General features: G+C 68.4%; 21 protein-coding genes and 1 pseudogene. 6 read left to right on the top strand and 16 right to left on the bottom strand.

Annotated features, from left to right (window positions below; translation table 11 throughout):
- Positions 1-41: 41 nt before the first annotated feature.
- Both ACIBQ1_RS26810 and ACIBQ1_RS26805 read right to left on the bottom strand, forming a co-directional pair.
- Complete coding sequence (locus tag ACIBQ1_RS26810) at positions 42-383, bottom strand: winged helix-turn-helix transcriptional regulator (RefSeq protein ID WP_397281670.1); 342 nt, start codon at positions 381-383, stop codon at positions 42-44.
- A gap of 37 nt (positions 384-420) precedes the next feature.
- Positions 421-1,353, bottom strand: a complete 933-nt coding sequence (locus ACIBQ1_RS26805) for an LLM class F420-dependent oxidoreductase (RefSeq protein ID WP_397281669.1) — start codon at positions 1,351-1,353, stop codon at positions 421-423.
- 90 nt (positions 1,354-1,443) lie between these two features.
- Between ACIBQ1_RS26805 and ACIBQ1_RS26800 the strand changes: the two genes are divergently transcribed.
- Entirely contained in the window at positions 1,444-1,977 is a 534-nt protein-coding gene (locus ACIBQ1_RS26800) for a TetR/AcrR family transcriptional regulator (RefSeq protein ID WP_397281667.1), read from the top strand.
- Between the two features lie 677 nt (positions 1,978-2,654).
- Here the strand turns inward: ACIBQ1_RS26800 and ACIBQ1_RS26795 are convergent.
- The 9 genes from ACIBQ1_RS26795 to ACIBQ1_RS26755 form a co-directional block, all read right to left on the bottom strand.
- Positions 2,655-3,638 (bottom strand): substrate-binding domain-containing protein, encoded by a 984-nt coding sequence (locus ACIBQ1_RS26795; RefSeq protein WP_397281665.1) that lies wholly within the window; start codon positions 3,636-3,638, stop codon positions 2,655-2,657.
- A complete protein-coding gene (locus tag ACIBQ1_RS26790) occupies positions 3,635-4,693 on the bottom strand; it encodes an ABC transporter permease (protein ID WP_397281662.1) in 1,059 nt (352 codons plus the stop codon). Before ACIBQ1_RS26790 ends, ACIBQ1_RS26795 begins: the two co-directional genes overlap by 4 nt.
- Complete coding sequence (locus tag ACIBQ1_RS26785) at positions 4,690-6,195, bottom strand: sugar ABC transporter ATP-binding protein (protein WP_397281661.1); 1,506 nt, start codon at positions 6,193-6,195, stop codon at positions 4,690-4,692. Before ACIBQ1_RS26785 ends, ACIBQ1_RS26790 begins: the two co-directional genes overlap by 4 nt.
- Positions 6,192-8,591: a glycoside hydrolase family 172 protein gene (locus ACIBQ1_RS26780; protein WP_397281659.1), complete on the bottom strand. Its 2,400-nt coding sequence runs from the start codon at positions 8,589-8,591 to the stop codon at positions 6,192-6,194. Before ACIBQ1_RS26780 ends, ACIBQ1_RS26785 begins: the two co-directional genes overlap by 4 nt.
- Entirely contained in the window at positions 8,578-9,996 is a 1,419-nt protein-coding gene (locus ACIBQ1_RS26775; protein ID WP_397281657.1) for an L-fucose/L-arabinose isomerase family protein, read from the bottom strand. Before ACIBQ1_RS26775 ends, ACIBQ1_RS26780 begins: the two co-directional genes overlap by 14 nt.
- Before the next feature lie 167 nt (positions 9,997-10,163).
- Positions 10,164-11,171, bottom strand: a complete 1,008-nt coding sequence (locus tag ACIBQ1_RS26770) for a LacI family DNA-binding transcriptional regulator (protein ID WP_397281656.1) — start codon at positions 11,169-11,171, stop codon at positions 10,164-10,166.
- Between the two features lie 619 nt (positions 11,172-11,790).
- Positions 11,791-13,806: a family 43 glycosylhydrolase gene (locus ACIBQ1_RS26765; RefSeq protein ID WP_397281654.1), complete on the bottom strand. Its 2,016-nt coding sequence runs from the start codon at positions 13,804-13,806 to the stop codon at positions 11,791-11,793.
- A 626-nt stretch (positions 13,807-14,432) separates the two neighbouring features.
- Entirely contained in the window at positions 14,433-15,020 is a 588-nt protein-coding gene (locus tag ACIBQ1_RS26760; protein ID WP_397281652.1) for a recombinase family protein, read from the bottom strand.
- 103 nt (positions 15,021-15,123) lie between these two features.
- Complete coding sequence (locus ACIBQ1_RS26755; RefSeq protein WP_397281650.1) at positions 15,124-15,747, bottom strand: TetR/AcrR family transcriptional regulator; 624 nt, start codon at positions 15,745-15,747, stop codon at positions 15,124-15,126.
- Between the two features lie 90 nt (positions 15,748-15,837).
- Between ACIBQ1_RS26755 and ACIBQ1_RS26750 the strand changes: the two genes are divergently transcribed.
- Positions 15,838-16,797 carry a ketopantoate reductase family protein gene (locus tag ACIBQ1_RS26750; protein ID WP_397281648.1) on the top strand — a complete coding sequence of 320 codons (960 nt, stop codon included), beginning with the start codon at positions 15,838-15,840 and terminating at the stop codon, positions 16,795-16,797.
- A gap of 56 nt (positions 16,798-16,853) precedes the next feature.
- Here the strand turns inward: ACIBQ1_RS26750 and ACIBQ1_RS26745 are convergent.
- The 3 genes and pseudogenes from ACIBQ1_RS26745 to ACIBQ1_RS26735 all read right to left on the bottom strand — a co-directional run.
- Positions 16,854-16,907, bottom strand: a pseudogene (locus ACIBQ1_RS26745) (hypothetical protein); the annotation flags it as partial.
- The gene (locus ACIBQ1_RS26740) at positions 16,889-17,185 is read right to left on the bottom strand and encodes a Tn3 family transposase (RefSeq protein ID WP_397282001.1); all 297 of its coding nucleotides are present in this window, start codon (positions 17,183-17,185) and stop codon (positions 16,889-16,891) included. The gene ACIBQ1_RS26740 and the pseudogene ACIBQ1_RS26745, both read right to left, overlap by 19 nt.
- Before the next feature lie 538 nt (positions 17,186-17,723).
- Complete coding sequence (locus ACIBQ1_RS26735; RefSeq protein ID WP_397281647.1) at positions 17,724-18,497, bottom strand: hypothetical protein; 774 nt, start codon at positions 18,495-18,497, stop codon at positions 17,724-17,726.
- Here ACIBQ1_RS26735 and ACIBQ1_RS26730 point away from each other — a divergent pair.
- The 4 genes from ACIBQ1_RS26730 (at position 18,496) to ACIBQ1_RS26715 (ending at position 20,593) form a co-directional block, all read left to right on the top strand.
- A complete protein-coding gene (locus ACIBQ1_RS26730; RefSeq protein WP_397281645.1) occupies positions 18,496-18,684 on the top strand; it encodes a hypothetical protein in 189 nt (62 codons plus the stop codon). The genes ACIBQ1_RS26735 and ACIBQ1_RS26730 overlap by 2 nt on opposite strands.
- A gap of 12 nt (positions 18,685-18,696) precedes the next feature.
- Positions 18,697-19,470, top strand: coding sequence for a maleylpyruvate isomerase N-terminal domain-containing protein (locus tag ACIBQ1_RS26725; protein WP_397281643.1), 774 nt, complete (start codon positions 18,697-18,699; stop codon positions 19,468-19,470).
- Positions 19,471-19,683: 213 nt separating this feature from the next.
- Positions 19,684-19,869: a hypothetical protein gene (locus ACIBQ1_RS26720; RefSeq protein WP_397281641.1), complete on the top strand. Its 186-nt coding sequence runs from the start codon at positions 19,684-19,686 to the stop codon at positions 19,867-19,869.
- Position 19,870: 1 nt separating this feature from the next.
- Positions 19,871-20,593 carry a hypothetical protein gene (locus tag ACIBQ1_RS26715; RefSeq protein ID WP_397281639.1) on the top strand — a complete coding sequence of 241 codons (723 nt, stop codon included), beginning with the start codon at positions 19,871-19,873 and terminating at the stop codon, positions 20,591-20,593.
- 207 nt (positions 20,594-20,800) lie between these two features.
- Here the strand turns inward: ACIBQ1_RS26715 and ACIBQ1_RS26710 are convergent, their stop codons facing one another.
- On the bottom strand, positions 20,801-21,973 hold the full coding sequence (locus ACIBQ1_RS26710; RefSeq protein WP_397281637.1) for a CU044_5270 family protein: 1,173 nt from the start codon (positions 21,971-21,973) through the stop codon (positions 20,801-20,803).
- Positions 21,966-22,529 (bottom strand): RNA polymerase sigma factor, encoded by a 564-nt coding sequence (locus ACIBQ1_RS26705; RefSeq protein ID WP_397281635.1) that lies wholly within the window; start codon positions 22,527-22,529, stop codon positions 21,966-21,968. The genes ACIBQ1_RS26710 and ACIBQ1_RS26705 overlap by 8 nt, the downstream gene beginning before the upstream one ends.
- Between the last annotated feature and the right edge of the window lie 19 nt (positions 22,530-22,548).

Here is a 22,548-nt window from a genome sequence, read left to right as displayed (position 1 = left end):
TGCTGCGGGACAGGTGAACGAAAGGCCGCCACAGGCGTCGGCTACGTACGTGGTCCACTGATCGCGGGCGCATTCTCCTCTCCCCACTCCCGCAACGCCGCGATCACCGTGCGCAGAGCCTCGCCTCTCGGCGTGAGCACGTACTCGTGGTGAGCTCCGCCGCTGGGAGCCGGCACGATCTTCAGGATCCCGGCGTCGACAAGAGTGCGCAGACGCGCGGCGAGGATGTTCTTGGCCACGCCGAGCGTCCGATGGAACTCGCTGAATCGGCGATCCCCGTCAAGCGCCGCACGGACGATCAAAAGCGACCACCAGTCGCCGATCACGTCCAGCGCCCGGGCGACGGGGCAGATGTCGCCGTCCAGACGCGTTCGTCGCACCATGCCACACCCTCTCGTTCGGTTTCAAGATGCTACCGGCCTAGCGACCTGGCAGCAATGTGGTACGTGGCTCGGCGAAGTGGTCGCGGACGAGATCGAGGGTGCGCCCCTGGTCGTGTTCATCGCCGATGGGGCTGATCAGGAGGTCCGTCGCTCCTGCATGGGCGAAGCGGGCGAGCTCCTTGGCCACCATGTCCTCGTCTCCGGCGATGATGGTCTCGTGCAGGCCCGACAGCCCCTGTAGGTCCAGCATGGCGCGGTAGCTGGCAAAGCCGGCCGCGAAGCCGAGTTGCTCGGCGACCTGGCGACGCACACCGTCGGGGTCGGCCGTGACGGCCACGAGAGTTGCGGCCACGACGCGGGGCTCTCGACGGCCTGCCTCCCGTGCGGCCTCGGTGATGCGTGGCACGATGTGGTCGGCCAGAGCGGCGGCGCCGGTCCAGGTGGTGACGGTGCCGTCGGCCAGCTCGCCGGCGATGCGGAGCATGGCGGGGCCGAGCGCGGCCAGCAGAACGGGCGGTGGGGTGACGCCGGGTACGTCGACCTGGCCGGAGACCGACAGGGTCTCACCGCGGTACTCAACCGGCTCTCCACGCAGCAGGGGCAGCAGCGCGGTGAGGTACTCGCGCGTGTGCCGGGCGGGCCGATCGTAGGACAGGCCGTAGGAATCTTCGATGATCTGCTTGTGGCTGGGCCCGAGGCCGAGCGTGAAACGGTTGCCGCTGACCGCCTGCGCGGTCAGCGCCTGGACGGCCAGCGCGAGGGGGTGGCGAGGGTAGGTCGGAACAACCGCGGTGCCGACCTCGATCCCGGCTGCCCCGCGGGCGCCGAGGCCGGCCACGGTGATCGCGTCCAGCGAGGTGAGCTGGCTGAGGAAGGCGCTGGCGAACCCGGCTTGGGCGGCGGTCTTGATCTTTGCCAGCAGGGCGTCCAGGTCTGTGCCGATGGTGTTGAGGTAGACGCCGACACGCATGAGGACTCCTTTAACATGAAGCGGACCTTCCGCTTCTGGTTTCGCAGGGTACAGTAACCTGAATCTGATATTCCGGATAGAGGTGACACCTTGCGAGCCGATGCCCGTCGCAATCGCCAGCGCATCGTCGGCGCGGCGCTCGGCCTGTTCGCCGAGCACGGGCCGGGCGTGTCAATGGAGGAGATCGCGCAGGCCGCCGATCTCGGCGTAGGCACGCTGTATCGTCATTTCCCCGATCGCCGCGCGCTCGTCGAGGACATCGCGGAAAGCACGCTGACAGCCCTGCGTGACCAGCTGTGCTCCTCCCGAAAAATGGGGCCTTGGGAGGCCCTCCTGGACATGGTGCGCTACTGCGCCGGGCAGCCCCTGGCGCTGGTCACCTCGCTCGCCGCCACCGCTCCCGCCTCGCCGAGCCGCGCACGGCTCACCGGCGAGATCGACGCCCTGCTGACCGACCTGATCAAGCGGGCGCAGCACGAGAACGACATGCGCAGCGACTTCACACCCGAGCAGATCGCCGGGCTGCTCAACGTCGCCATCTGCCGCCCGGGCGCCCGCGCGGACGATCCGCTCACCACGGTGCTCCTCGACGGCCTGAGAGAGACCCGACCGACTGCTACGTGATCCGCGTTTCCGTCTGCTCCAGGCTTACAAGGATGCAGCAGACACGCTCGCGGACCCCGCAGCAGAGGAGCGGTCCACGGTGGGACGAGGCCGGAGGTCCTCCTGACCGAAAGCCTGGCCTCGCCGAGCCGGTGGAGCAGCAACTCACCCGCAGGCAGCTCATGACCAGGATTGTTGACCAAGCAGGGGGCGTACCGGCGCGATCTTCTCCGCCGACCCGACTCCGTCGCCTACACGACCACCAGTCCGGACGGTCTGGGGGCTGTTCGCCGAGAACAGCCATAGTGAGGAGGCCCTCGCTCTGTTGCGCATCCATGCCGACAGCGGAGACCTTCACTCCGCCAGTCGACTGGCCGACTTTCTCGCTGAGCATGGGCGTGTGGAGGAACTCCACGCCCGAATCGACTCCGGCCTGGACACCGATTTCGCCGTCACTCCGCCGATCGAGTTTTCGCCAACCGCAGGCAGGCGGAAGAAGCTCTGGCGTGGCACGGACCCACGACGGGGAGAGGGAACTGGTCGACGCCGCAGGATTGGTTGGGCGCAGCGCGGTGCCGTCCTTTCCTACGCGCAGAGCGGCACGCGTGGCTCGCATGCCGCCGTGGCCAGAACTGTGCCTTTGGGTCCAACGAGCACGCTCTTGGAGTTCGAGGTGCCGATGCCGACGCCGAGGAACATCAGTTCTGCCCGGACAGGTCGTACTGCTTGTAGAGCTGGGCCGCGTTGTCCTTGGTGACCTGCGTGGTGCCGAGCACCTGCTTCTTCTCGGCCTGCTGGCCGTGCAGGATCTTGTTGACGGTGTCGGCGGCCTCCTTCGCGCCGGTCGGGTAGATGAAGGTGGCCGAGAGCTGGCCGAGCTGGACCGCGCGGATGCCGCCGTCGGGGATGGCCAGGCCGTCGATGCCGATGAACTTGATCTTGTCGGCCTTGCCCGCCGCCTGTGCTGCCAGGTAGGCGCCCAGCGCCATCGGGTCGTTGTGGCCGTACACGAGGTCGATCTGAGGGTGCTGGGCCAGCCACTGCTGCATGATCGGGGTGGCCTGCTCCTTCAGCCACTTGCCCTCGCGGTCGGCAATGATCTTGATTTTGGGGTTGGCCGCGATGGCTTCGCGGAAGCCCTTGTCGCGGTCGATCTGCGGCTGGTTGGACGTGATGCCGCGCAGCTCGACGACGTTGCCACCGTCCGGCAGCAACCTGACCGCCTCCTCCCCCGCCTTCCTGCCGATGAGGACGTTGTCTCCGCCGATGAAGGCGGTGTAGCACTCTGTGTTCACCGTGCGGTCCAGGACGATCACCGGGATCTTCGCGTCGCACGCCTGCTGCACGGCCGCGGTCAGCGGGGCCGGTTCGGTGGGCGAGACAATGAGCACGTCGACCTTCTGTGTGACGAAGTTCTGGACCTGGGAGACCTGCGTGGCGCTCGACTGCTTGGCGTCGGCGATGGGCAGCAGTTCGATGTCCGGATACTGCTTCAGGAAGTGCGCCAGTTGCAGGTTGAGCTGCGCCCGGTACGGCTCGGCGTTGTTCGACTGCGAGTAGCCGACAACGAACTTGGCCTTAGCCCCCGCGGAGGCGGACGGGGCGGGCGCCTTGGACGCGCACGCGCCGGCGAGCAGCGCGCACAACGCGATGGACGACACGGACACGATGGTCTTCTTCACGATCGAGACCCTCCTCGGAAGATTTTGAAGAGATCGGGGCGTTGCAGGACGACCGCCACGACGACGATCAGTCCCTTGGTCACGAGCTGCCAGTTGTCGCTGACGGCGTTCAGGCCGAGCACGTTGTCGAGCAGGGTCAGGATGAGAGCCCCGACGAACGTGCCTGCGATCGTGCCCTTGCCCCCCGCCAGCGATGCGCCGCCGATGACCGCGGCGGCAATGGCGTCCAGCTCGAACGACTGTCCGGCCTGCGGATCGGCCGAGGCGCTGTAGGCGGCGTCGATCGGCCCGGCGAACCCGGCGAGCATGCCGGACAGCGTGAACACCGCGATCGTGACGGCCGTGACGTTGACGCCGGACAGTCGGGCCGCCGTCGCGTTGCCGCCGACGGCGTAGACGTGTCGGCCGAACCGCGTCTTGGTCAGGAGCAGGTGGAAGACGACGCAGACCACGATGAAGGCCAGTACCGGGTAGTAGACCCGGCCGAACAGGTTGTGCCCGGGCGTGCCGAACAACTGGAACGCCTCCGCCTGGGGGGTCAGCTTGCCGTCGTCGCCGGCGATCTGGGTGCCGACGCTGACGTTGCCGCTGACCTGCCGGTCCAGGCCGCGTACGACCGACAGCATGGCCAAGGTCATGACGAACGACTGGATGCGTAGCCAGGCGGTGCCCGCACCGTTGAGGAACCCGAAGAACGCGCCCACCACCATGCAGACAGGCACGATCTGCCACGGCTCCAGCGAGAAGTTCGACAGCATCATCGCGGCCGTCATCGAGCCGATGCCCAGCAGCGACCCGACGGACAGGTCGATGCCGCCGGTCAGGATCACCAGCGTGACGCCGACGGCCAGGATGCCGCGCGAGGCGAAGGCGCCGATGGCGTTGGTGAGGTTCGTCTCGTTGAGGAACATCTCCCCCTTGGTGGCGATCCCCACGGCCAGGACCAGCACCAGGCCGATGTAGGCCTGTGCCGCGCCGAGGGCGGAAAGCGTGCGTCGCATCCGGTTCTCCCCCGGCGTCTTGGCAGGAGTGGGCGGCGCGGTCTTGGTGGTCACGGTGTCAACACCTCTTGTCGGGCCATCGCGGCCTCGAGAATCGCCTCCTGCGTGGCCTGGCCCCTGCGGAACTCGGCGGTGATCCGGCCCTCGCAAAGGACGAGGATCCTGTCGCACATGGCGAGCAACTCGGGCAGTTCGGACGAGGCCACCAGGACGGCCTTGCCTGAGGCGGCGAGTTCGGACATCAGCGCGTGGATCTCCGCCTTGGCCCCCACGTCGATGCCGCGCGTGGGCTCGTCCATGAGGATCAGCGACGGCGCGGTCAGCAGCCACTTGGCCAGCACGACCTTCTGCTGGTTGCCGCCCGAAAGGTTGCCGACGGTGAAGCGGGTGCCGGGCGCCTTGACGCGCAGCTCGCGTACCTGCTGCTCGACGGCGGCCCGCTCCCGTCTGGCGTCCACCGTCCCGAACCGCAGGAACCGTTTGAGCGAGGGCAAACTGGCGTTGAAGGCAATGGTGTTGCCGAGGACGAGGCTCTGCGCCTTGCGATCCTCGGCGACCAGCGCCACACCGCGCCTGATCGCCCGCCCGGGGCTCTTCGGACGGTACGGCCGGCCGCCCAGGCTCATCAAGCCCGCCGCCGGCCGGTGCACGCCGAAGATCGATTCCAGCAGTTCGCTGCGTCCCGCGCCCATCAGGCCGGCAATGCCGACAATCTCGCCCGCCCGTACGGACAGGGAGACCTCGCGCAGCGCGGTACGGCCCGAACCCGGCTCGCCGGGCGCCGACAGCCGCTCCACCCGCAGCAGTTCCTCTCCCGCCGACGCGCCCTCGGGGCGCGGGAACATCTCGCCCAGCGGTCGGCCGACCATCATCTGGATCAGCTCGTCCCTGTCGATGCCGGAGCGCTCGCCGATGCAGCGGCCGTCGCGCAGGACGACCACCCGGTCGGCGATCTCCTCCAATTCCTCCAAGCGGTGCGAGATGTAGATGACGGCCACGTTGCGCCTGGTCAGGTCGCGGATGACCGCGTACAGCCGCTGCACCTCGGCGTCGGCCAGGGCCGAGGTGGGCTCGTCCATCACCAGGACGCGGACGTTCTGTGACAGAGCCTTGGCCACCTCGATGAGCTGGCGTTCAGCGATCTTGCACTGCTTGACGAGCGTGCGCGGCGACAGGTCGAGCCCGAGGCCACGCAGCAGCTCGGCGGTCCGCGACTCCATGCCCTTCCGGTCGAGGAGTGCGCGTTCGCGGCCGAGGAAGATGTTGTCGACGACGGACAGCTCGGGCACCAGGTTGAGCTCCTGGTGGATCATGGCGATTCCGTGTCGCCGCGCCTCCTTGGGCGAGTGGATGGAGGCGGGCCGGCCGCCGATCTCGATCTCGCCCTCGTAGTCCTTGAACACCCCGGCCAGGATGTTCATCAGCGTCGACTTGCCGGCGCCGTTCTCCCCGAGCAGGGCTACCACCTCGCCCTCCGCCACGGTGAGCGACACCTCGTCGAGGGCACGAACCCCCGGGAAGGACTTGCCGATGGCCCGCATCGCCAGAATCGTCACCGCACGCTCCAAGCCGCGTAGGAGGCCGCCGACCAGGGGGTCTTCGGGGTGAGCCGGACGGTGATCTCTCTCTTGCCGCGGGTCACGCTCGCCGGGATCTGGTAGACGTCCTCCAGCCATCGGCGGGTCTGGTTGCCCAGCGGCTGCACCCAGTCGGCCAGCCGCCGCCCGTCGACGGTGACCTCGGCATGCTGCCCCGCGACGCTCTGGTCACCGGTACGCCGCAGCTCGACGCCCCGGTTGTCTCTGTCGATCTTCAACGTGAAGCCGGCCGGGCCCTCGGTGACGCGCTGTGTGGCCCTGAGCGTGACGGCGTTCTTCAGGTCGCCCTCGAAGGCGGACTCCAGCGTCGTGACCTCGCCCTGGCCGGTGTAACGGTGGGCCCTCTCGCTGGCCTGGTCGCCGACCGTGAGCGCGTCGGTCTGGACCGTGGCGGGACGGCCGGTGCCGTACCAGTAGGCGGTGGAGGAGTAGACGCCCTCGACGTTGTTCGTCCACCCGTGCTCGATGTCGAACGCGATTGCGGTGCCGAACGGGACCGCGTCGCCGATCATCAACCGGTACGCGCCGGTGCAGTCGTTCCCGGCCGCGCAGCCGGTGGGCGGGGTCAGGTGAGCCGGGTTGCCGTGGAAGGGGGTGGTGAAGGTCTCGCGGTTGAAGTACCAGCCGGCCTGGTAGAAGTCCTCGGTGCCGGTGCCATGCAACTGCGGGGTACGCGAGCCGTCGACGTGGACGCGCTCGTCGCCTTCCAGGTAGTTGCGGTTGACCGGCCCGCGCATGGTGTGGCTGACACCGGCGAACTTGCCCTGTCCCGAGGCGCGCAGGAAGGTCCAGCTCTCGCCCGGCGTGGTGGCCCCCGACCGGGACTGCGTCCTGAAATAGCCTGCATTTCGTGACATCGTCTGGGGGGCGGACGTCACCGACGTCTTGCCGTCGATCGTCCGGGCCGAACTGTTGTAGAGCTCGACGGTCGCACCCGTCCGGTACGGCATCGGCCACCAGGACGACATCGTGCTCGTCTCCGCGTCGATCGCGGACATCAGCGACGCGACCGGCATCATCGCGTGCCCGCTGCCGAAGAACTCCCCGACCGGCGAGTCCACGGTCCTGACACCGTCGAAGCTGATCCGGAGCCGCAGCCCCTCAAGGATCTCCTGCGCCGTGCGCACCTTGGCGAGCTGCTCCTCCTCCAGCGGGTAGCCGAACGTCCGCACGCCCTGCCAGGTCTGGCCGGCGATGGCGTACCCGTGCGCCGCCTCGTCAGCGGCGTCGCCCACGTCCACGGTGTCGGTACGCCGGTCGTCGCTGTCCACCCAGTACGTGAACTCGTTGTAGTCCAGGTCGGAGGAGACGAAGACGTTCTTGACGGTGATCCGCGACTTGCCGCGGGTGGCGGAGGCCGGCAGATCGGCCACTTCCTCGGCCCAGAGCCCGGCATGCCCCGGCTCGCTGGGCACCCACCGGGCCACCTCCTGACCGTCCACCAGGATCGTGGCCGCCTGGTTGCCGATGGCCGGGTCGATGCGGCGGGTCAGGCGTACCCCGTCGTTGGCGGGGTCGATCGCGACGGTGAACTGGCTGAACCCGTTGGCCCCGAACGCTCGCCCCTCGTCGGTCTCCGTCCTCGACCGTACGTGCTCGGCCTGCGGCAGGCTGAGCACGATCGCGGACAGCAGGCCCGAACCGAGGGTGCGCGCGAGCCGTACGGACCGGCCGGGGGCGAGCTTGATCGAAGTGTCCTGCGTCCGCACACCCGGGAGCGCCGGCTTGGGGTCGCCGCCCGCCTTCAGGTTGTCGATCACGTCCTGCGCCTTGTCCGCCGGATCGAACGCGCGAACGCCCTCTGCGTCGGCGAACGTGCGGTAGGAGACGTGGTAAAAGAGTGGATTGTGCTCGGTGGTGATCCTCATGGAGCGGGTGTACGGCATCGGCACCTCGACATAGACACCGCCGGAGCTCTGGTCGGCGTTGCCCACGAGCGGATGGACGAAGGGTGCGCCGAGTTTGCCGTCCACCAGGTCCTGCAGGGGAGCGTCCACGATCTTCCTGCCGTCGAGCTCGATCGTGATTTTGCCGGTCCTGGTGACGTCGCCCTCATCCCTGGTGAACCAGATCGCCCCGACCTCGCCGGCGCCGGTGTGCTCGGCGATCACGCAGCCCGTCGGCGAGGTGCTCAGGCATGAGTAGCGGCCTCCGAACCCGTCGTCGTTGTCGCCTGCCCTGTCGAAGCTGGAGAACTGCTTGGTCTGCACGCCCACCGGCAGCTCCGCCAGCCGATCGAGCCGACGATAGACATCCCAGCCGACCGGCCCCTTGTCGTTCACGGCGTGCGCCGGAACCGCTAAGACGCCGGCGGACAGCGCCACCACCGGCAGGAGGTACCTAAACCGCGGCATCGCCGAACCCCTCGAACTCGACACCGAGCTGCCTGCATACCGCTTCGAGCTCGGCGATGTAGTCACCGGGCACCGCGTGGATGTGGTTGGAGCCGAACCGCCCGAGGAACTCGGTGGCCGGCACGTGCAGCCTGGTGAACGCATGCGGCCACTCGAACGTCGACTGCCTGGCCATCGACTCGTTCGTGGCGTCGTCGTACAGCTCGAAGTCGCCGCGCATGACGTGCATGCGGTAGACGCCGTCCCTGCGGGTGAGCCGCGCGAAGGTGGCTGCGCCCGGGGCGGCCAGGTGGTGCACGCTGGCGCCGCCCGCCGGGAAAAAGAACACCTCGGGATAGAAGTGCGTCTTGGCGAGGTTCTCGGCGGGGTCGTCGGAGCGGGCGGCGTACCAGGTGGCGTGCTGGCCCGAGTTGCACAGGTCCCACACGTCCTTGTCCGCGTGGTAGTGCCTGACGTCGGCGAACAGGACGGGATCGCCGCTCAGCAGTTTGAGGATCTGCATGGTGAGCGCGCCGTCCATGTCGGCCTCGGTCGCGCAGACATGCGTGTCTTTCGGGCCCTCCCAGTCATACGGGTCGTTGAGGAAGGACTCGGCGATGTCCATCGTGGTGAAATGGGTGGTCAGCTCGGGCTGGCCCTTGATGCCGGAAAAGTCCAGGTTCCACTCGTCGATGAGCTCGCGCATCGCGTAGTACGTACGGATCTGGCGCTCGAACAGCTCAGGCGTGAGCTGCTTGCCGTCGTAGTGGACGTTGCCCCTGGTCTCGAGCCATTCCCGACCCTCCTTGACGCGGCTCTGGGACGCGTTCTCGCTGCGGCGGACGATCTCCCACTGGTCGATCTCCTCGACGTCCACGCCGAAGGTGCGCATCCACTGGTCGGTGTTGGCGACTGCCGTGTACATGCCCATCGGCCGGCCGCCGATCCTGCCGAACGTCGACCCGCGCAGCCCGCGGACGGCCTGTGCGGCGCGCACCTCGGTCAGCACCCGGCTCCTGACGGCCGGATCCTCGATGTCGCCCCAGGCGCGGGAGTGCACCCGTCCGATCTGGTCCAGCCCGCCGCCGCCGGCCAGCATCCCGACCATGCCCGGCTGAGCCGGATCGATGTTCGCCATCAGCAGCAGAGGGCCGGGGGTCGCCTCCGCAGCCAGCATGGTGAAATGTGGAAAGGCCCAGACGGCGTAGTTGAAGATCGTCAGGTCAGGGCGCCGGTCCGCCAGCCATCGTGCCTGCAAGGTGGCCAGTTCGTTGGTCCACACGATCTCCGGCGCCACGATCACCTCGTGGCCCTCCTTGCGCAATGCCTCGGCCAGGGCCGTGGTGGCGCCGTTGATGTGATCCACTAGATCGCGGGCGACGAAGTCCCGCCCGTCCGAGATGCTCAGCATTCCGATACGTGCCACGGATTCTTGTCCTTCCACGCCAAGAAATCGATTGCTGAGAAATCGATTTCCCTTCAAGCTAGATCTCGTCCCTCGGACCGTCAATGCCGCTTCACATCACAGAATCGCAACGGTGAACGTTGCCCCTCGGCCCCCGGCGCGCCGGGGCCCCTGCAGTCAGCGGACCGTCAAGTGGCGCGCGGACGGGAGCTCTCGCGGGGGTGCAGTTCCGTCTGCAGCACCATCCGCGCCACCGGGCGAGCCGGATTCTCGATCCGGTCCGCCAGCAACTGCGCCGCCGCCCGTCCCAGCTCGTACGTAGGCTGGCTCACCGTACTGAGCGCAGGCCGGAACAGCCGGGCCCAGGGGATGTCGTCGAACCCGATCACCCCCACCCGCGCGGGGATCGGCACCCCCCGCTCCATGAGACACTCCACCGCCCCCACGGTCATGAGGTTGTTGGCCGCGAACACCGCGTCCACCTCTACGCCCTCGTCCAGCAGCGCCCCCATGGCCGAATATCCCCCTTCTTCCCGGAAATCGGCGTGCCGGATCAGGGCACGGTCCTGCTGCAGGCCGAAGGCCCGCAGGGCCCGCTGGTAACCCCGTAGCCGCTGCATCGCGGTGGACGTGCGACGCGGTCCCGTGATGCAGGCGATGCGGCGGTAGCCGGACTCCAGGAGATGGGCGGTCGCCGACTCGGCGCCCTTTTCGTTGTCCACCAGGACGGCGTCGACCTCGGTCTCGGCCAGTTCGCGGTCGATGGTGACCACGGCGGTGCCCGCGGCGACCAGGTCGCTGATGTCGGTGGAGTCGTCGGCGGGCGAGATGATCACGCCGGCCATGTTGTCGGCCAACGCCACCGCGATGTACTCGGCCTCCCTCGCCCGGTTCTCGTCGGTGTTGCAGAGCACGACCGAGTAGCCGAACTGGCGTCCCCCGTCCTCCACCCCCCGCACGAGCGAGGTGAAGAACGAGTTCCCGACGTCGGAGACGAGGACCGCCCACAGCGTGGTCTGCCTGCGCCTGAGGTTGCGCGCCACCCCGTTGGGCCGGTAGCCGAGCTCGCGGACCGCCGCGTGCACACGCGCCGCCAACTCGGGGTTGACCGTGGTGTGGCCGTTGAGCACACGGGAGACCGTCGCGGCGGAGACCCCGGCGTGCCGCGCGACATCTTGGATTTTGAGCAACCGCATCCCATTTCCTGGTCCAGGCAGATGGTCTGGAGCAGCTTACCGCCCTAGGTGGAAATCGATTGCTCTCGCTCTAGGAGCGGCAGCCCTTCCTTGACGGGCGGCGAAGCCCGAACGAATGGCGAGGGAAGGTCTTGCCTCCGCCTCCGCAGGCTGACAGCAGCAGTGTCGTCCTGACCGAACCCAACACTACGGCACCGCCACGCAGCAGCGATCGGCGAGTCACTCCTCTCGAAGGCCGACATATCCCATCCTCCTGATCCTGAGAACACTCGGGACATCAAGCAATCGATTTCGCAAAATATAGAAACAGACACAATCAGCGTCAAGAACTCCCTGGATACAGCATGCTAAGGATAGGAATCGATACCCTCTTCGACCGGTGAGGCGAGGCGTGCGGGCGCCCGCTGCCTGATCGCAAAGATCTCCGTCGACGACCGGGCCGAGGCGGCCGTCGCTCTCGAATCGGGGTGAGAATCGATGTCAAACAGGTGGCGGGCGTGTGATGTTCGACTTGCCCGCCTGGTCGTCGGATGCGAACGTCGCCAACCGCCCCGGCCGGGAGCGTTTGCCCGCCGGTCACCCGTCTGGATGGACCAACTCGGGCGACCGGCGGCCTGCGTCACATCAGATATCCGCAGGGGATGTCGGAGGCGGTGCCCGCGACCTCGGTCCAGTCGGTCCAGGTGTCGGGGCCGGCCTGTCTTCGGGAGAAGATGTGGGTGCCTGCGGGAGTTATGGCGAACGCCTGCAGATGGTTCCCCGCGGTGTTGCCGAGCGCCGGGACGCAGCCGGCCGGGCCGCCGAATTGCTCCCAGGGCTGCCAGGCTCCGCTTGGAGCCGTCTGCTTGCGCAGGTAGACGCCCGCGTTCCCTGGACCGAGTGCGAAGACGTGCAGTCTGCCGTCAACGCCGGTGCCGACAGATGGGCTGCTTCCCGTGGGGCCACCGAAACTCTCCCAGTTCGACCAACCGCCGTTGGCGGTGAGTTGCCAGCGGTGCGCGATGCCGGCTCCGCCCGGGGCGGTGGCGAACACCTCCAACCGCCCATCCGCGTTCCTGCCGACCACCGGGACTCCCCCGGCGGGGCCGCCGAACGCCGGCTCCCAGTCACTCCAGCCACCATTGGGCGCCACCTGCCATCGGTGCGCGATCCCGGTTCCGCCCGGGGCCAGCGCGAAGACCTCAAGGCGGCCGTCGGCATTCTGGCCAACAGCGGGTACGGAGCCCGTCGGGCCGCCGAACGCGCCGTTCCACGCACTCCAGCCGCCGTTGGGAGCCAACTGGTAACGGTGGGCGATTCCGGTCCCGTTCGGTGCGACGGCGAAGACCTCCAGTCGCCCGTCCGCGGCTCGTGCCACCGTGGGCGCGCCGGCGGCCGGGCCGCCGAACGACTCCCAGGCGCTCCACGGCCCGTTGGGGCTCAGTTGATAGCGGTGCGTCATGGCCCCGCCGTCCGGCGTGACGGCGAAGACCTCCAGGCGGCCGTCGGCGTTCTGTCCCACGGTGGGCACGCCGCGCAGTGCCTCACCGAACCGTTCCCAGTCGGTCCAGGTGTCCGGCCCGGTCTGCCGCCGGTGGTAGAGGCCACTGCGGTCGCCTGCCACCACCCACATCTCCAGAAGCCCGGACGCGTTGCGGGCGATCGCCGGGTTGGCCGCGGGCGTTCGCAGGTAGTCTCCCGGCCCCCAGGTGAGCGGCGCTATGGACAGCCCGTTGTGCCACCAGCCGCTCTGGGTGACCCACCATCCTGTGGCGTCGTCCTGGACGACCTCCGTCGCGTGGGCGTTGACGCGTCCGGCGAAGTCCTCGATCCGGAAGTTCAGCGGATCACGGCTGCGGTAGACGTCGGTGCCGTTGTAGCCGGCCCGCGGGCCGATGAACAGGTACCACCAGTCGCCGCGCCGGATCACCTGCGGTGACTCGGTAACCACGTACCCGTCGTGCCAGTCGGCGAAGGCGACCCCACGCTCGCTCCAGTTGATCAGGTCGGTACTCGTCCGGTAGGCGACGATCGGCCGCCCGGTGCCGAGGCGGTCGGACGTGGCCGTGTAGTAGATGACCCAGTGGTCATCCACCCAGGCCACGTAGGGGTCGCGGGCGTTCTCCCCATCGCGGAACAGCGGGCCGGAGGCCAGCTTCTTCCAGTTCCACAGGTCGGTCGATGTCGCGACGCTCATCACCGTACTGCGCAGGTCGGTGCCGCCGCCCGCGTAGAACATGTAGTACGTGCCCGCGCCGTTCGGCTCGATGACGTGCGGCGCCCACATGTGTGTCTCTTCGGTGTATCCGGCGCCGCCGGTGTACAGGACCGGTGCCCGATAGGTCCATTGCCCGGTCAGGGTCTTCGAGGTGGCGTGCGCGATCTGATCCTCGTCCTCCCATGCAGGCAACCCCGGGCTCTCGGGTCCGGTGATCCCGAACATGTGCCATGTTCCGTCATGGCCTCGGATGATCGAGTGGTCGTTGATGTACGTCCGGTGGGTCGCATCCCAGTTCGGCGGGGTGTAAATCTTGCGGAACTCACCGTTGAACACGTACTCCCGGCCGTCTGGTGCCGCTGCCGCCGGGGCGCTCAAGCCTGAGACCGCGACGAGCGGGACGAGTAAGGCAGCGATCAGAGATCGGGCTAAGCCCATGGAGCCTCCTTGATGGAGAAGTTCTCTGTGTCGTGTGCTCAGCGGCCTCGGGCCCTTCGCCGGTCCCGGCAGCGCCGGAACCGGCCGTCAACGGTGGCCGCTCAGCGACTGCTTTCGCGCACGCCCGCGGGGGGAAGGGGTCGCCCGCCGCAAGCTCGCGCAACGTGCGTCGGCCGCGATCGATCGGACATGGGCTGACCAGGCACATCCTTCGGGGCTGTCGACGACATGCGGCCGGCCAGGTCTTCGAGTGTGCCGAGAAATCGATTGCTCAATCACAGTTAAAGCGGCCCACAGTGAGCTGTCAATGCATGGCGCACAACTGCGGGAAATCGATTTCGCAAGGCGGTGAATTCAGCGGAGCGGGCGACCTGAGGTGGCCACGGTGACGAGGGCTCGCCAGTGGTGACGTACAGTGCGCAGCGCGACGGTGAGAGGCATCGAGTCCGCGGGTGCCCAAAACTCATCCGTCGATCCGACCTGGTGGCGCGGTCGTCGGTTAACGGCACTGGACGGCACGACCATGGATGTAAGAGCCGGCGGTAAACGGCCGGGGATCTTCGGAGCCATCTGGCCGGATTGGTGATCCGTCGGTAGCGACGTTGCCCAGGTAGGCGTGAGGTCGATCAGCTCTTTCTGCCGGTTGCGCCGTGGATGATGCGGTGGATGGTGGAGCGTCCGACGCCGTACTCGGAGGCGAGGTCGGCGAGGGAGACCTCGCCCTCGGCGTAGCGACGCCGGATGGAGCGGCGCGCGGGCTCGGGCAGTTTGGGCTGCTTGCCCTGGAGCTTGCCGTTCTTCTTCGCCAGGGCCATGCCTTCGCGGGTGCGCTGGTGCCCGATGTTGGCTTCGAATTCGGCGACCATCGCGAGAGTCTGTAGGAACAGGCGGCCGAACGGGTCGTTCCAGTCATAGACCGAGCCGCCCAGCCCGAACAACACGCCGCGGCTGGACAGATCGGTGAGGATCTCGTTGGCCTCGGCCATGTTGCGGGCGAACCGGTCGAACTTGGTGACGGTGAACACCGACCTGTCCCATACGGCGGCGAGGGCCTGGTCGAGGCCGTTCCGGTTGCGTCGGGTGGTGCCGGAGAAGCCGCGGTCGATGTAGATGTGGTCCTCAGGTACTCCGAGCGCGAGCAGCTGCTCGGTCTGAATGATCACGTCTTGTTCGTCGGTGGAGCAGCGCGCGTAGCCGACGCGGGTTCCGTTCACGCCTGCCAGTGTTCCGAATAGGGCCCCTTCACTGGAACAGCTATACGGAACACCCTGACTTGGGGTCTGTTCGGGCCGGGTGGTGTTCCGGTGGGGGATCCCCTTACGGAACACCACTCTGATCAACGACACTCTCCTGCTCGTGCTGACCGTCGCCTGAGTGCGATCGGCGCAGCCCGTCCAGCACGAGGGTGATGACACCGTCGGCCTCGGCCCGCCACCCGGAGCGGTCATGGGCCGCACCGATGCCATGCAGTGCCATCATGACGGCACCGGCATCCACGTCGTCGCGGACGGCGCCGTCCTTCACGGCGGCGGCCACCAGGTCGGTGACAGCCTGCTCCAGCGCCCGGCTACCCTCGGCGAGCGCACCCGAGCCGGTGGCCATGAGCGTGGCCAGCGTCCGGGCGAGGCCCTGGTGGGCATCCATGTAGCCGACCATGCCACGCAGGAAGGTCGCCAAGGCCTCCTCCGCAGGCAGCGTGGCCTGCAACTGGCGGGCGCGGTCGCACAGCGTGGCGACCTCCTCGTGATAGACCGCCTCGGCCAGTGCCTCGCGAGTGGGGAAGTGGCGGTACAGCGTGCCGGTGCCCACTCCGGCCAGGCGGGCGAAGTCATCGAAGCGCAGGTCGAAGAAGTCTCCGGCGTCGAAGACCTCTCGTGCCTTGGTGAGCAAGGCCTCGCGGTTGCGCTGGGCGTCGGCCCGCAGCGGCTTGTCGGTGGTCATGCGCTACCTCGCGTTGACAAGTGGAGATGACCTCCATATTTTGAAAAGTGGAGATGGCCTCCAAATCGATCGTATCCCACGGGGTGCAGCGTGAAGATCCTGATGTTCGGCCGAGGTGTGATCGCCACCGTCTACGGCTGGGCCCTGCAACAGGCGGGACATGACGTCGAGTTCTACGTCCGGCCAGGCCGCGCTGCGACGTACGGAGACGCGGTGGACCTCGACCTGCTCGATACGCGGCGCCGGGTGTGGGGGCAGCGCGTCGTCGAGAAGTGGCCGGTGCGCTACCGCGAGGCGCTGGAGCCGGACCACGACTTCGACCTGATCGTGCTCAGCGTGCCGCACCACCGCCTCGCGGAGGCGACGGCCTTCCTGTCCCCGCGAGTGGGCCAGGCCACGGTGCTGGTCTTCGGCAACATCTGGACCGAGCCGCTGGCCGCGATCGGCGCACTCCCGCTCGACCAGATCGCCTGGGGCTTTCCCCAGGCCGGTGGCGGTTTCGGCGCGGACGGCGTGCTCCACGGGGCACTGCTGCCGTCCGTCATCTTCGGCACACTCGGCCGGCCCCCGACCGACCGGGAACGGGCCGTGCGCCAGGCGTTTCGCGAGGCCGGGCTCCGAATTAAGGAGCAGCCTGACTTCCGCCGCTGGCTGTGGGTCCATTTCGTGTCGGATGCCGGCCTGTTCTCGCAGGGCCTGCGGCTGGGTTCCCTGTCCAAGCTGGCCGGGGCGACGGGCGACCTGCGCGAGGCGCTGCTGGCCGGCCGCGAGCTGCTGCCGCTCCTCAAGGCGCGCGGCGTTGACCTGCGACGTCACCGGGGCGGTGTGCTGCTGTTCCGGGCGCCCACCTGGCTGACGGCCCCCGTGCTCGCCTGGCTGACTGCTCATGTCGCGCCCGCGCGCGTGAGCCTCACGGCGCACTCCGACCCCGACGCCGAGGAGCCGCGCGAGGTCTGCCGGGACACCCTGGCCGAAGCACGACGGTTGGGCATCTCGGTACCGCGACTGGAAGCGGCGGAACCGAACTTCGCCCGCGAGGTGACAGGCTGAGTGAGCGGGGTGGGCCGCCCGCCTCGGGCGAACATGCGCAGCAGGTCATAGGCGCGGACCTGGTTGGTGACCAGCGATCCCGCGACCCGGGTCATGTCCGACCACTGGGTATAGACCTTCTGCCGGTTGATCTTGTTGCGGGCGATCGCCTCCAGCGGCCCGTACGCCGGCGTCGTCCTTCGGGCACGTCGGCGCGCCAGAACCTTTGGTCGCCCAGGTCGGCGAAGCGGGGCGCGAACCGGTAGCCGAGCATGGAGAAGATCCCGAACACCGTGTCCGAATCGGACGCCTGGTCGGTCGTGACGACCTCGGGCTGCGGCCCGGCGTCGATGTTGATCAGCGTGTCGCGGATGTACAGCGAGTCGCGCGGCGTGCCGGGCACGACCATCTGCCCGATCCCCATCACTTGATCATTTACTGGGGCAGAGCACTTATTCGATGGGTGCAGTATTCCGTGATCAGTACTGCCAGATGGCGTTGCGACGGTGTCGCGCGGGGTGGACTTCGAGATCATCGATAGCCTCGACGGCGAGAGGGCCATCGGTTGTGGCGTTGGCCCTCCGGCGGATGGCTTCGAGCCTGAGGCGCAGGCGTTGGCGTGCCTGGCGCTCCTCGATGTCGGCCCACTCTGATACCGACTGGTCCCGCGGGTCGGCCCTGGCCCAGGAGTAGACGTCGACTTTGCGGCGGAGGGACATCGGGAGTGGCCGGTGACCGGCCCATCGTGCCTGTCGCAGGCATGCGGCACTGTAACGGAGATCGACTATCGTCACTGATCGCCATGGGATTCCCCTCAGGCCACCCCCGTCGAGAATCGGACGATCAATGTGATGGGCAGTGCGGGACATGAGGCTCCCTGGGTAGCACCGCCAGGTATTTCCTGGCGCACTACTGGAAGCCGGTCGGTCCCGTTGATCTCTGGTGAGTCATGGCGCGACCATAGCATTGCGGGCGGCGAGGTAGGCGCTCCAGTCCCGTTTGGCGACGTTGGCCCACCGGACGGCGGTGTTGATGTGCAGGCCGAGAATGTCGGCCAGGACCGGCGCGGGGATGTCCTCGACCAGGGCGATGAGGGCGGCGTTGCGGGCTGGGCGGGTGTCGATGCCGTGCTCGAGGAGTTTGCCGCCGAACCCGGAGCTCGCGGGCCGGCCCGGGACGCGGCCGGGAAACAGCCAGGTGACGGGGACGGCCATGCGGGTGCGGTTGACCGGGGCAGCGGCCAACTGGCGTAGGAGGTTCGCGAGCCGGGGCGGGATGACCAGCGGGTGGCGTCCGACGTTCAGGTAGGTGCCGTCGTCCTGATCGCGCAGGTGCTCGGCGCGCAGCTGCCGGATGCGTGAGATGGGCATGCCGAACAGCAGGGGCAAGGCTCCGGCGGCCCGGACGTCGAGTGGCAGGGCGGTGTCGGCGAGGCAGCGCTGGAGCTGGTCCCAGCGCTCTTGCTCGTCCAGGATGCTGGCCGGGTCCTGGACGGGGATGGCGGGGATGGTCAGGCGGGTGGCGATGCCGCGGTCGGCGGCCCAGCCCAGGAAGTAGCGGATGGTGTAGGCGTCCAGAGCCAGCAGCTTGGCGTCCAGATGGGTCTCGACGGGGTCGGTGAGCGACAGGGAGGCGAGCACGTCCTCGCCGATCACCTCCCACGCCTTGCCGTCCAGGACACGACCTGTGCGTATCGTCTGGACTTGGCCAGTCCAGTCCATGATCCTTTTGGTGGTCCTTCAGGGCTCGCCGGAGGGGTCGGTCATGGCGCGGAAGGCGTTCCACGTGGTCGACATCGAAGAGATCTTGATGCATTGGCATGGCGGCCGTTCCGTCAGAGAGATCGCCAACAGCCTGGGCGCGGCGCGTAACACCGTGGCCAGGTACGTGGCAGCCGGAGCGCCGTGATACACAACCGACGTGCAAAACATCTTGGAGTTCCCCGAGGTCCTGCGGCTGATCGAAGACCGCTCGGCCGCGTTCCGCGCCGCGATCGCGTCCGCCCCCGACCTTGACGTCCAGGTCCCGACCTGCCCGGACTGGACGCTGCGCGAACTGGCGCAGCACCTCGGCGACGGCCGCCGCCGCCAGGCCGCCATCGTCGCAGCGGGCCCGGGCGCTGAGCCCCCGGCGAGGACGGACCCGAAGGGCGCCCCGACCGCGCCCCGCGACCGCGAAGCCCTGGACGCCTGGCTCGCCGAGTCGACCGAGCTCATGCTCGACGCGATGCGCGAGGCCGGCCCGGACCGCGGCTGCTGGACCTGGTGGGGCCGCTCGCAGGCCCCGGAGACCAGCGGAGCCGTGGCCCGGCACCAGATCCAGGAGATCGCCGTCCACACCTACGACGCCCAGCTCACCCAGGGGGCCGCACAGCCGCTGCCGACGGACGTCGCGGTCGAAGGCGTCGACGAGTTCCTGACGACCGTCTCGGCGACGACCGTCCCCTGGCCGTTCAAGCCGGCGACCATCGACCTGCACACGACCGAGGGCCGCTCCTGGCGCCTGACCCTCAACGCCGACGGCGTCCGCTGCGACGACCTCGCCGCCGACGCGGAGCCGGGCGACATGGCGATGCGAGGCGCAGCGAGCGAACTGGTCCTCTACTTCTACGAGCGCGTCCCGCTCGATGGCCTGGAGACCACCGGCGACACCGAGCCGATGGAGCAGCTCGCAGACTGGGACCCGAACGTGTAAAACGCGCACTTGTGACGCATCTGTCGGTGGTGCGCGCGCTCCTGCGGGCGCCACTGGGCCCGGGGTTGCGGACATCGCGCCGCTGCGGGCCTGCTGTTCAAGGTCGAAGGGCGCACCTGCGGGCGGCTCGCGCTCGACTGGGGACAGTGCGCGGCGGGTGCAGATTGCTGGGACTGACCTCGTAGATCAAGCAGCGAGTCGGTAGCGGGCCCGGTGGGCATCGCCCTGACCGTCGAGGCGATGAAGCACGCGCCCGACACCCTGACCCACCGCGGGCACAAGGTGCTCATCGTCATCGCCGAGAACGCTCGCGACGCCACCCGCCAAGCCTGGCCCGGCATCGATTCGGACCCCGAGTTCATCCGCCACCCGGATCAAGAGCCGCTCCCAGCGGTATGAGGTGATTCAGGCGCTCATTGCCAAGGGAGCGCTCCGCCAGGTCAGCGGCGGGCACAACGGCCACCGCGCGGTGTACGAGATCCCGCCGCTCGATCCCGAGGTGATCGCCCAGGGTCCGGAGAATCCGGACCCTTCGGCGGTGAAGCGTCCGGAGAACCGGGACCCTTCGCCCGTGCTGAAGGGTCCGGAAAACCAGACCGAAGGGTCCGGGAAAGGCGGCGGTAGCGTCCGGGAAAGCCGGACCCCATCCCCTCAATCCCCTCAAGGCTCCTCATCTCCGCGCGGGCCAGCGCGGGTGGTGATGAACATGCTCGGCGTCGACCGGGTCGAGGCTGAGCAGATCGTGGCCGCGATCGAAGCCGACAAGCGGCCGCGCAACGTGCTCGGCTACATCACCGCGCTGGCCCGCAACGACGACCTCGCGGACTGGCAGGGCCACGTCCGCGAACAGGACGCCCGTCAGCTGGCGCGCGGCCGCCGTCGACCGGCGCACGCGGCCCTGCTGCCCGCACGGCGAACCCGGCGGCGCCGACCTCAACCCGCGCTCCGGCCGCCCCTGGTGCGCGCTGTGCCGGGTCGGCATCCCCGCCGACGTCGACCTGCCGCCCACCGGAACCGGCCCATGACCACGCGAGAGTTTCCCGACTTTCCGGACAGGTCTACGCGCGCGCGTGAGCACACCCCCGGCCCGGCACGCACGCCTGTGACCCGCAACGCAGCTTGACCGGGAATCTGCAACATTATTTGGCCGCATATCACCCGTAGCGACGGGGCTGGGACCTGATACATCGGAACCGGGTCGTGCGCTTAGCCTCTTGTCCGCGCGAGTCTCCGGAGAAGCGCTTGCGCGCTGACAAGCCGGACGCGATTCCGCCGCCCGCAGGCGCTGACAGAAAGGAAGGTGGTGAGCGTGCGTGCCCGGGGCGGCCCGTCACGGGAGCGGACGGTCGCTGAGCCGGCAGCCGCGTGGCCGCTCGGGGCGTTCGCTGGTCCAGCCGGCCTCAGGTGCCCATGCCTGATAGTCCATGAACGTCCCCTTGGCGAGCCCCTCCGTGCTCTCGGCCGCGACCGCGACGTTTGCCGCCAAGACGGTGCCGGTGTGTGGGTCGAGGATGGTGGTGTACCGCTGCGCCACCTCGTCATCGGTACCGAATTCGGCGGTGAAGCCCTCGCTCTTGATGAAGGTGACCTCGATTCCCGGCCGTCCCAGAGGGTCGGTGATCGAGCCGCGCACCTTGGTCGTCGGCAGTCCGGCGAGGAGACGCAGGGTGGCTGCCCTGACCGAGGGCTTGACCGGGAGCTCCAGAAGGTGGGAGGAGGTGGAGAGGAATTCTTCGAAGCTGTCCTTGGGCTGGCTGTCCTTTCGGGTCTTCCAGAAGGTTCGCAGTTTCTCCCGGAGTTGCTCGGCGTCGCCGGGCAGCGCCGCGAGGTCGGCCAGCGTGAGTTCACCCAGTCGTCTGTCACCGAGCACGCCGCCCGGCTCGGCCGCGCGCGTGTAAACACACTGTGAGGGCTTGGACCGCAACTGGACTTTCGCGCAGTTGTCCGGCATGCCGCCCGGCGTGCACACGCGCTGGACCGTGACCGGAGAACCCGCCGCTCGCCACGCACGCTCGTCGGCCTCGGTGGCGGGACGGACGAACTGCTGCCGCTGCTCCGCTTGAACGGGGTCGCCGGGGTCGCGCGGTTGCCAGAGGTCGATTCGTGACGAGGACAGGACGTTGAACGTTTCGCCGCCCGCCCGGACCCTTGTCAGCCCATTGTTGAGTAGCGGCCTGCGCCAGTAGTCGCCGCGTTCGTCCGGCAGTTTCGCGATCTGGTCCGCCAGTTGGAGCAGGGCATCGTTGCCGGCTGGGGGCGCGAGCACCGTTGCGGGAACAGCGGTCATGTTCGACACCAGCGTGACGACGGCCATGACGACGGCGATCGTTGTTGCGGCCGCTCCCAGGGTCCATCCCCAAGTGAGGCCCCGCCGATTCGCTCTACCTGGCCGTACCGGCTTGCGCTGGGCGGCGGCAAGTCGGAGGCGGGCCTTCTCGACCACCTCCGCCGAGGGCGGCGGAGCGTCAGGCAGCGCTCTCGCCAGGAGTCTCAGCTCATCCATGGGTCTCCTCCAAAGGGTTGACGTCGCCGAGTGCCTTGCGGAGTTGCTTGCGAGCGCGGTTGAGCCGGGAGGCCACCGTCCCCGCTGGGACCCCCAGGGCGGCGGCGACCTCGGCGTGGCTAAGGTCGCCCAGCACGCTCAGCAGCACGACGTCGCGGTCCCCACGATTGAGCCCGGCCAGCGCCCCCGCCAGCTTGCCGGTCAGCTGGCCTGCGGCCACGCGGGCCAGGGCTGCGTCCTCGGGACTGTGCTCGGGACTGTGCCCGGCGCGCTCAGCCGTCCGGCTGAGCGCCTTCCATCTACGGATCTCGGTACGGTGGTGCCGTGCGATGAGGTGGGTGGCGATGCCGTACAGCCACGGACGCACCCCGCCGCGCGAGGCGTCATAGCCACCCCGATAGGCCGCCAGGAACACCTCGGCGGCCAGGTCGTCAGCGACGTCGTCGGACAACCGCCTGACGATGTAGCGGTGGATCTCGGAGAAGTGCGCATTGAAGATCTGCTCGAAGTCCACCCGTAGATCGGGTGGGTCGGCCAGGTCAGGTGGAACGGCCATGCAGGCGTCTCCGCTGGGT

Source organism: Nonomuraea sp. NPDC050153 (assembly GCF_044460125.1).
Taxonomy (GTDB): domain Bacteria; phylum Actinomycetota; class Actinomycetes; order Streptosporangiales; family Streptosporangiaceae; genus Nonomuraea.
The sequence above is the reverse complement of the archived record's forward strand: the minus strand, read 5'-3'. Positions and strand labels throughout refer to the sequence as shown.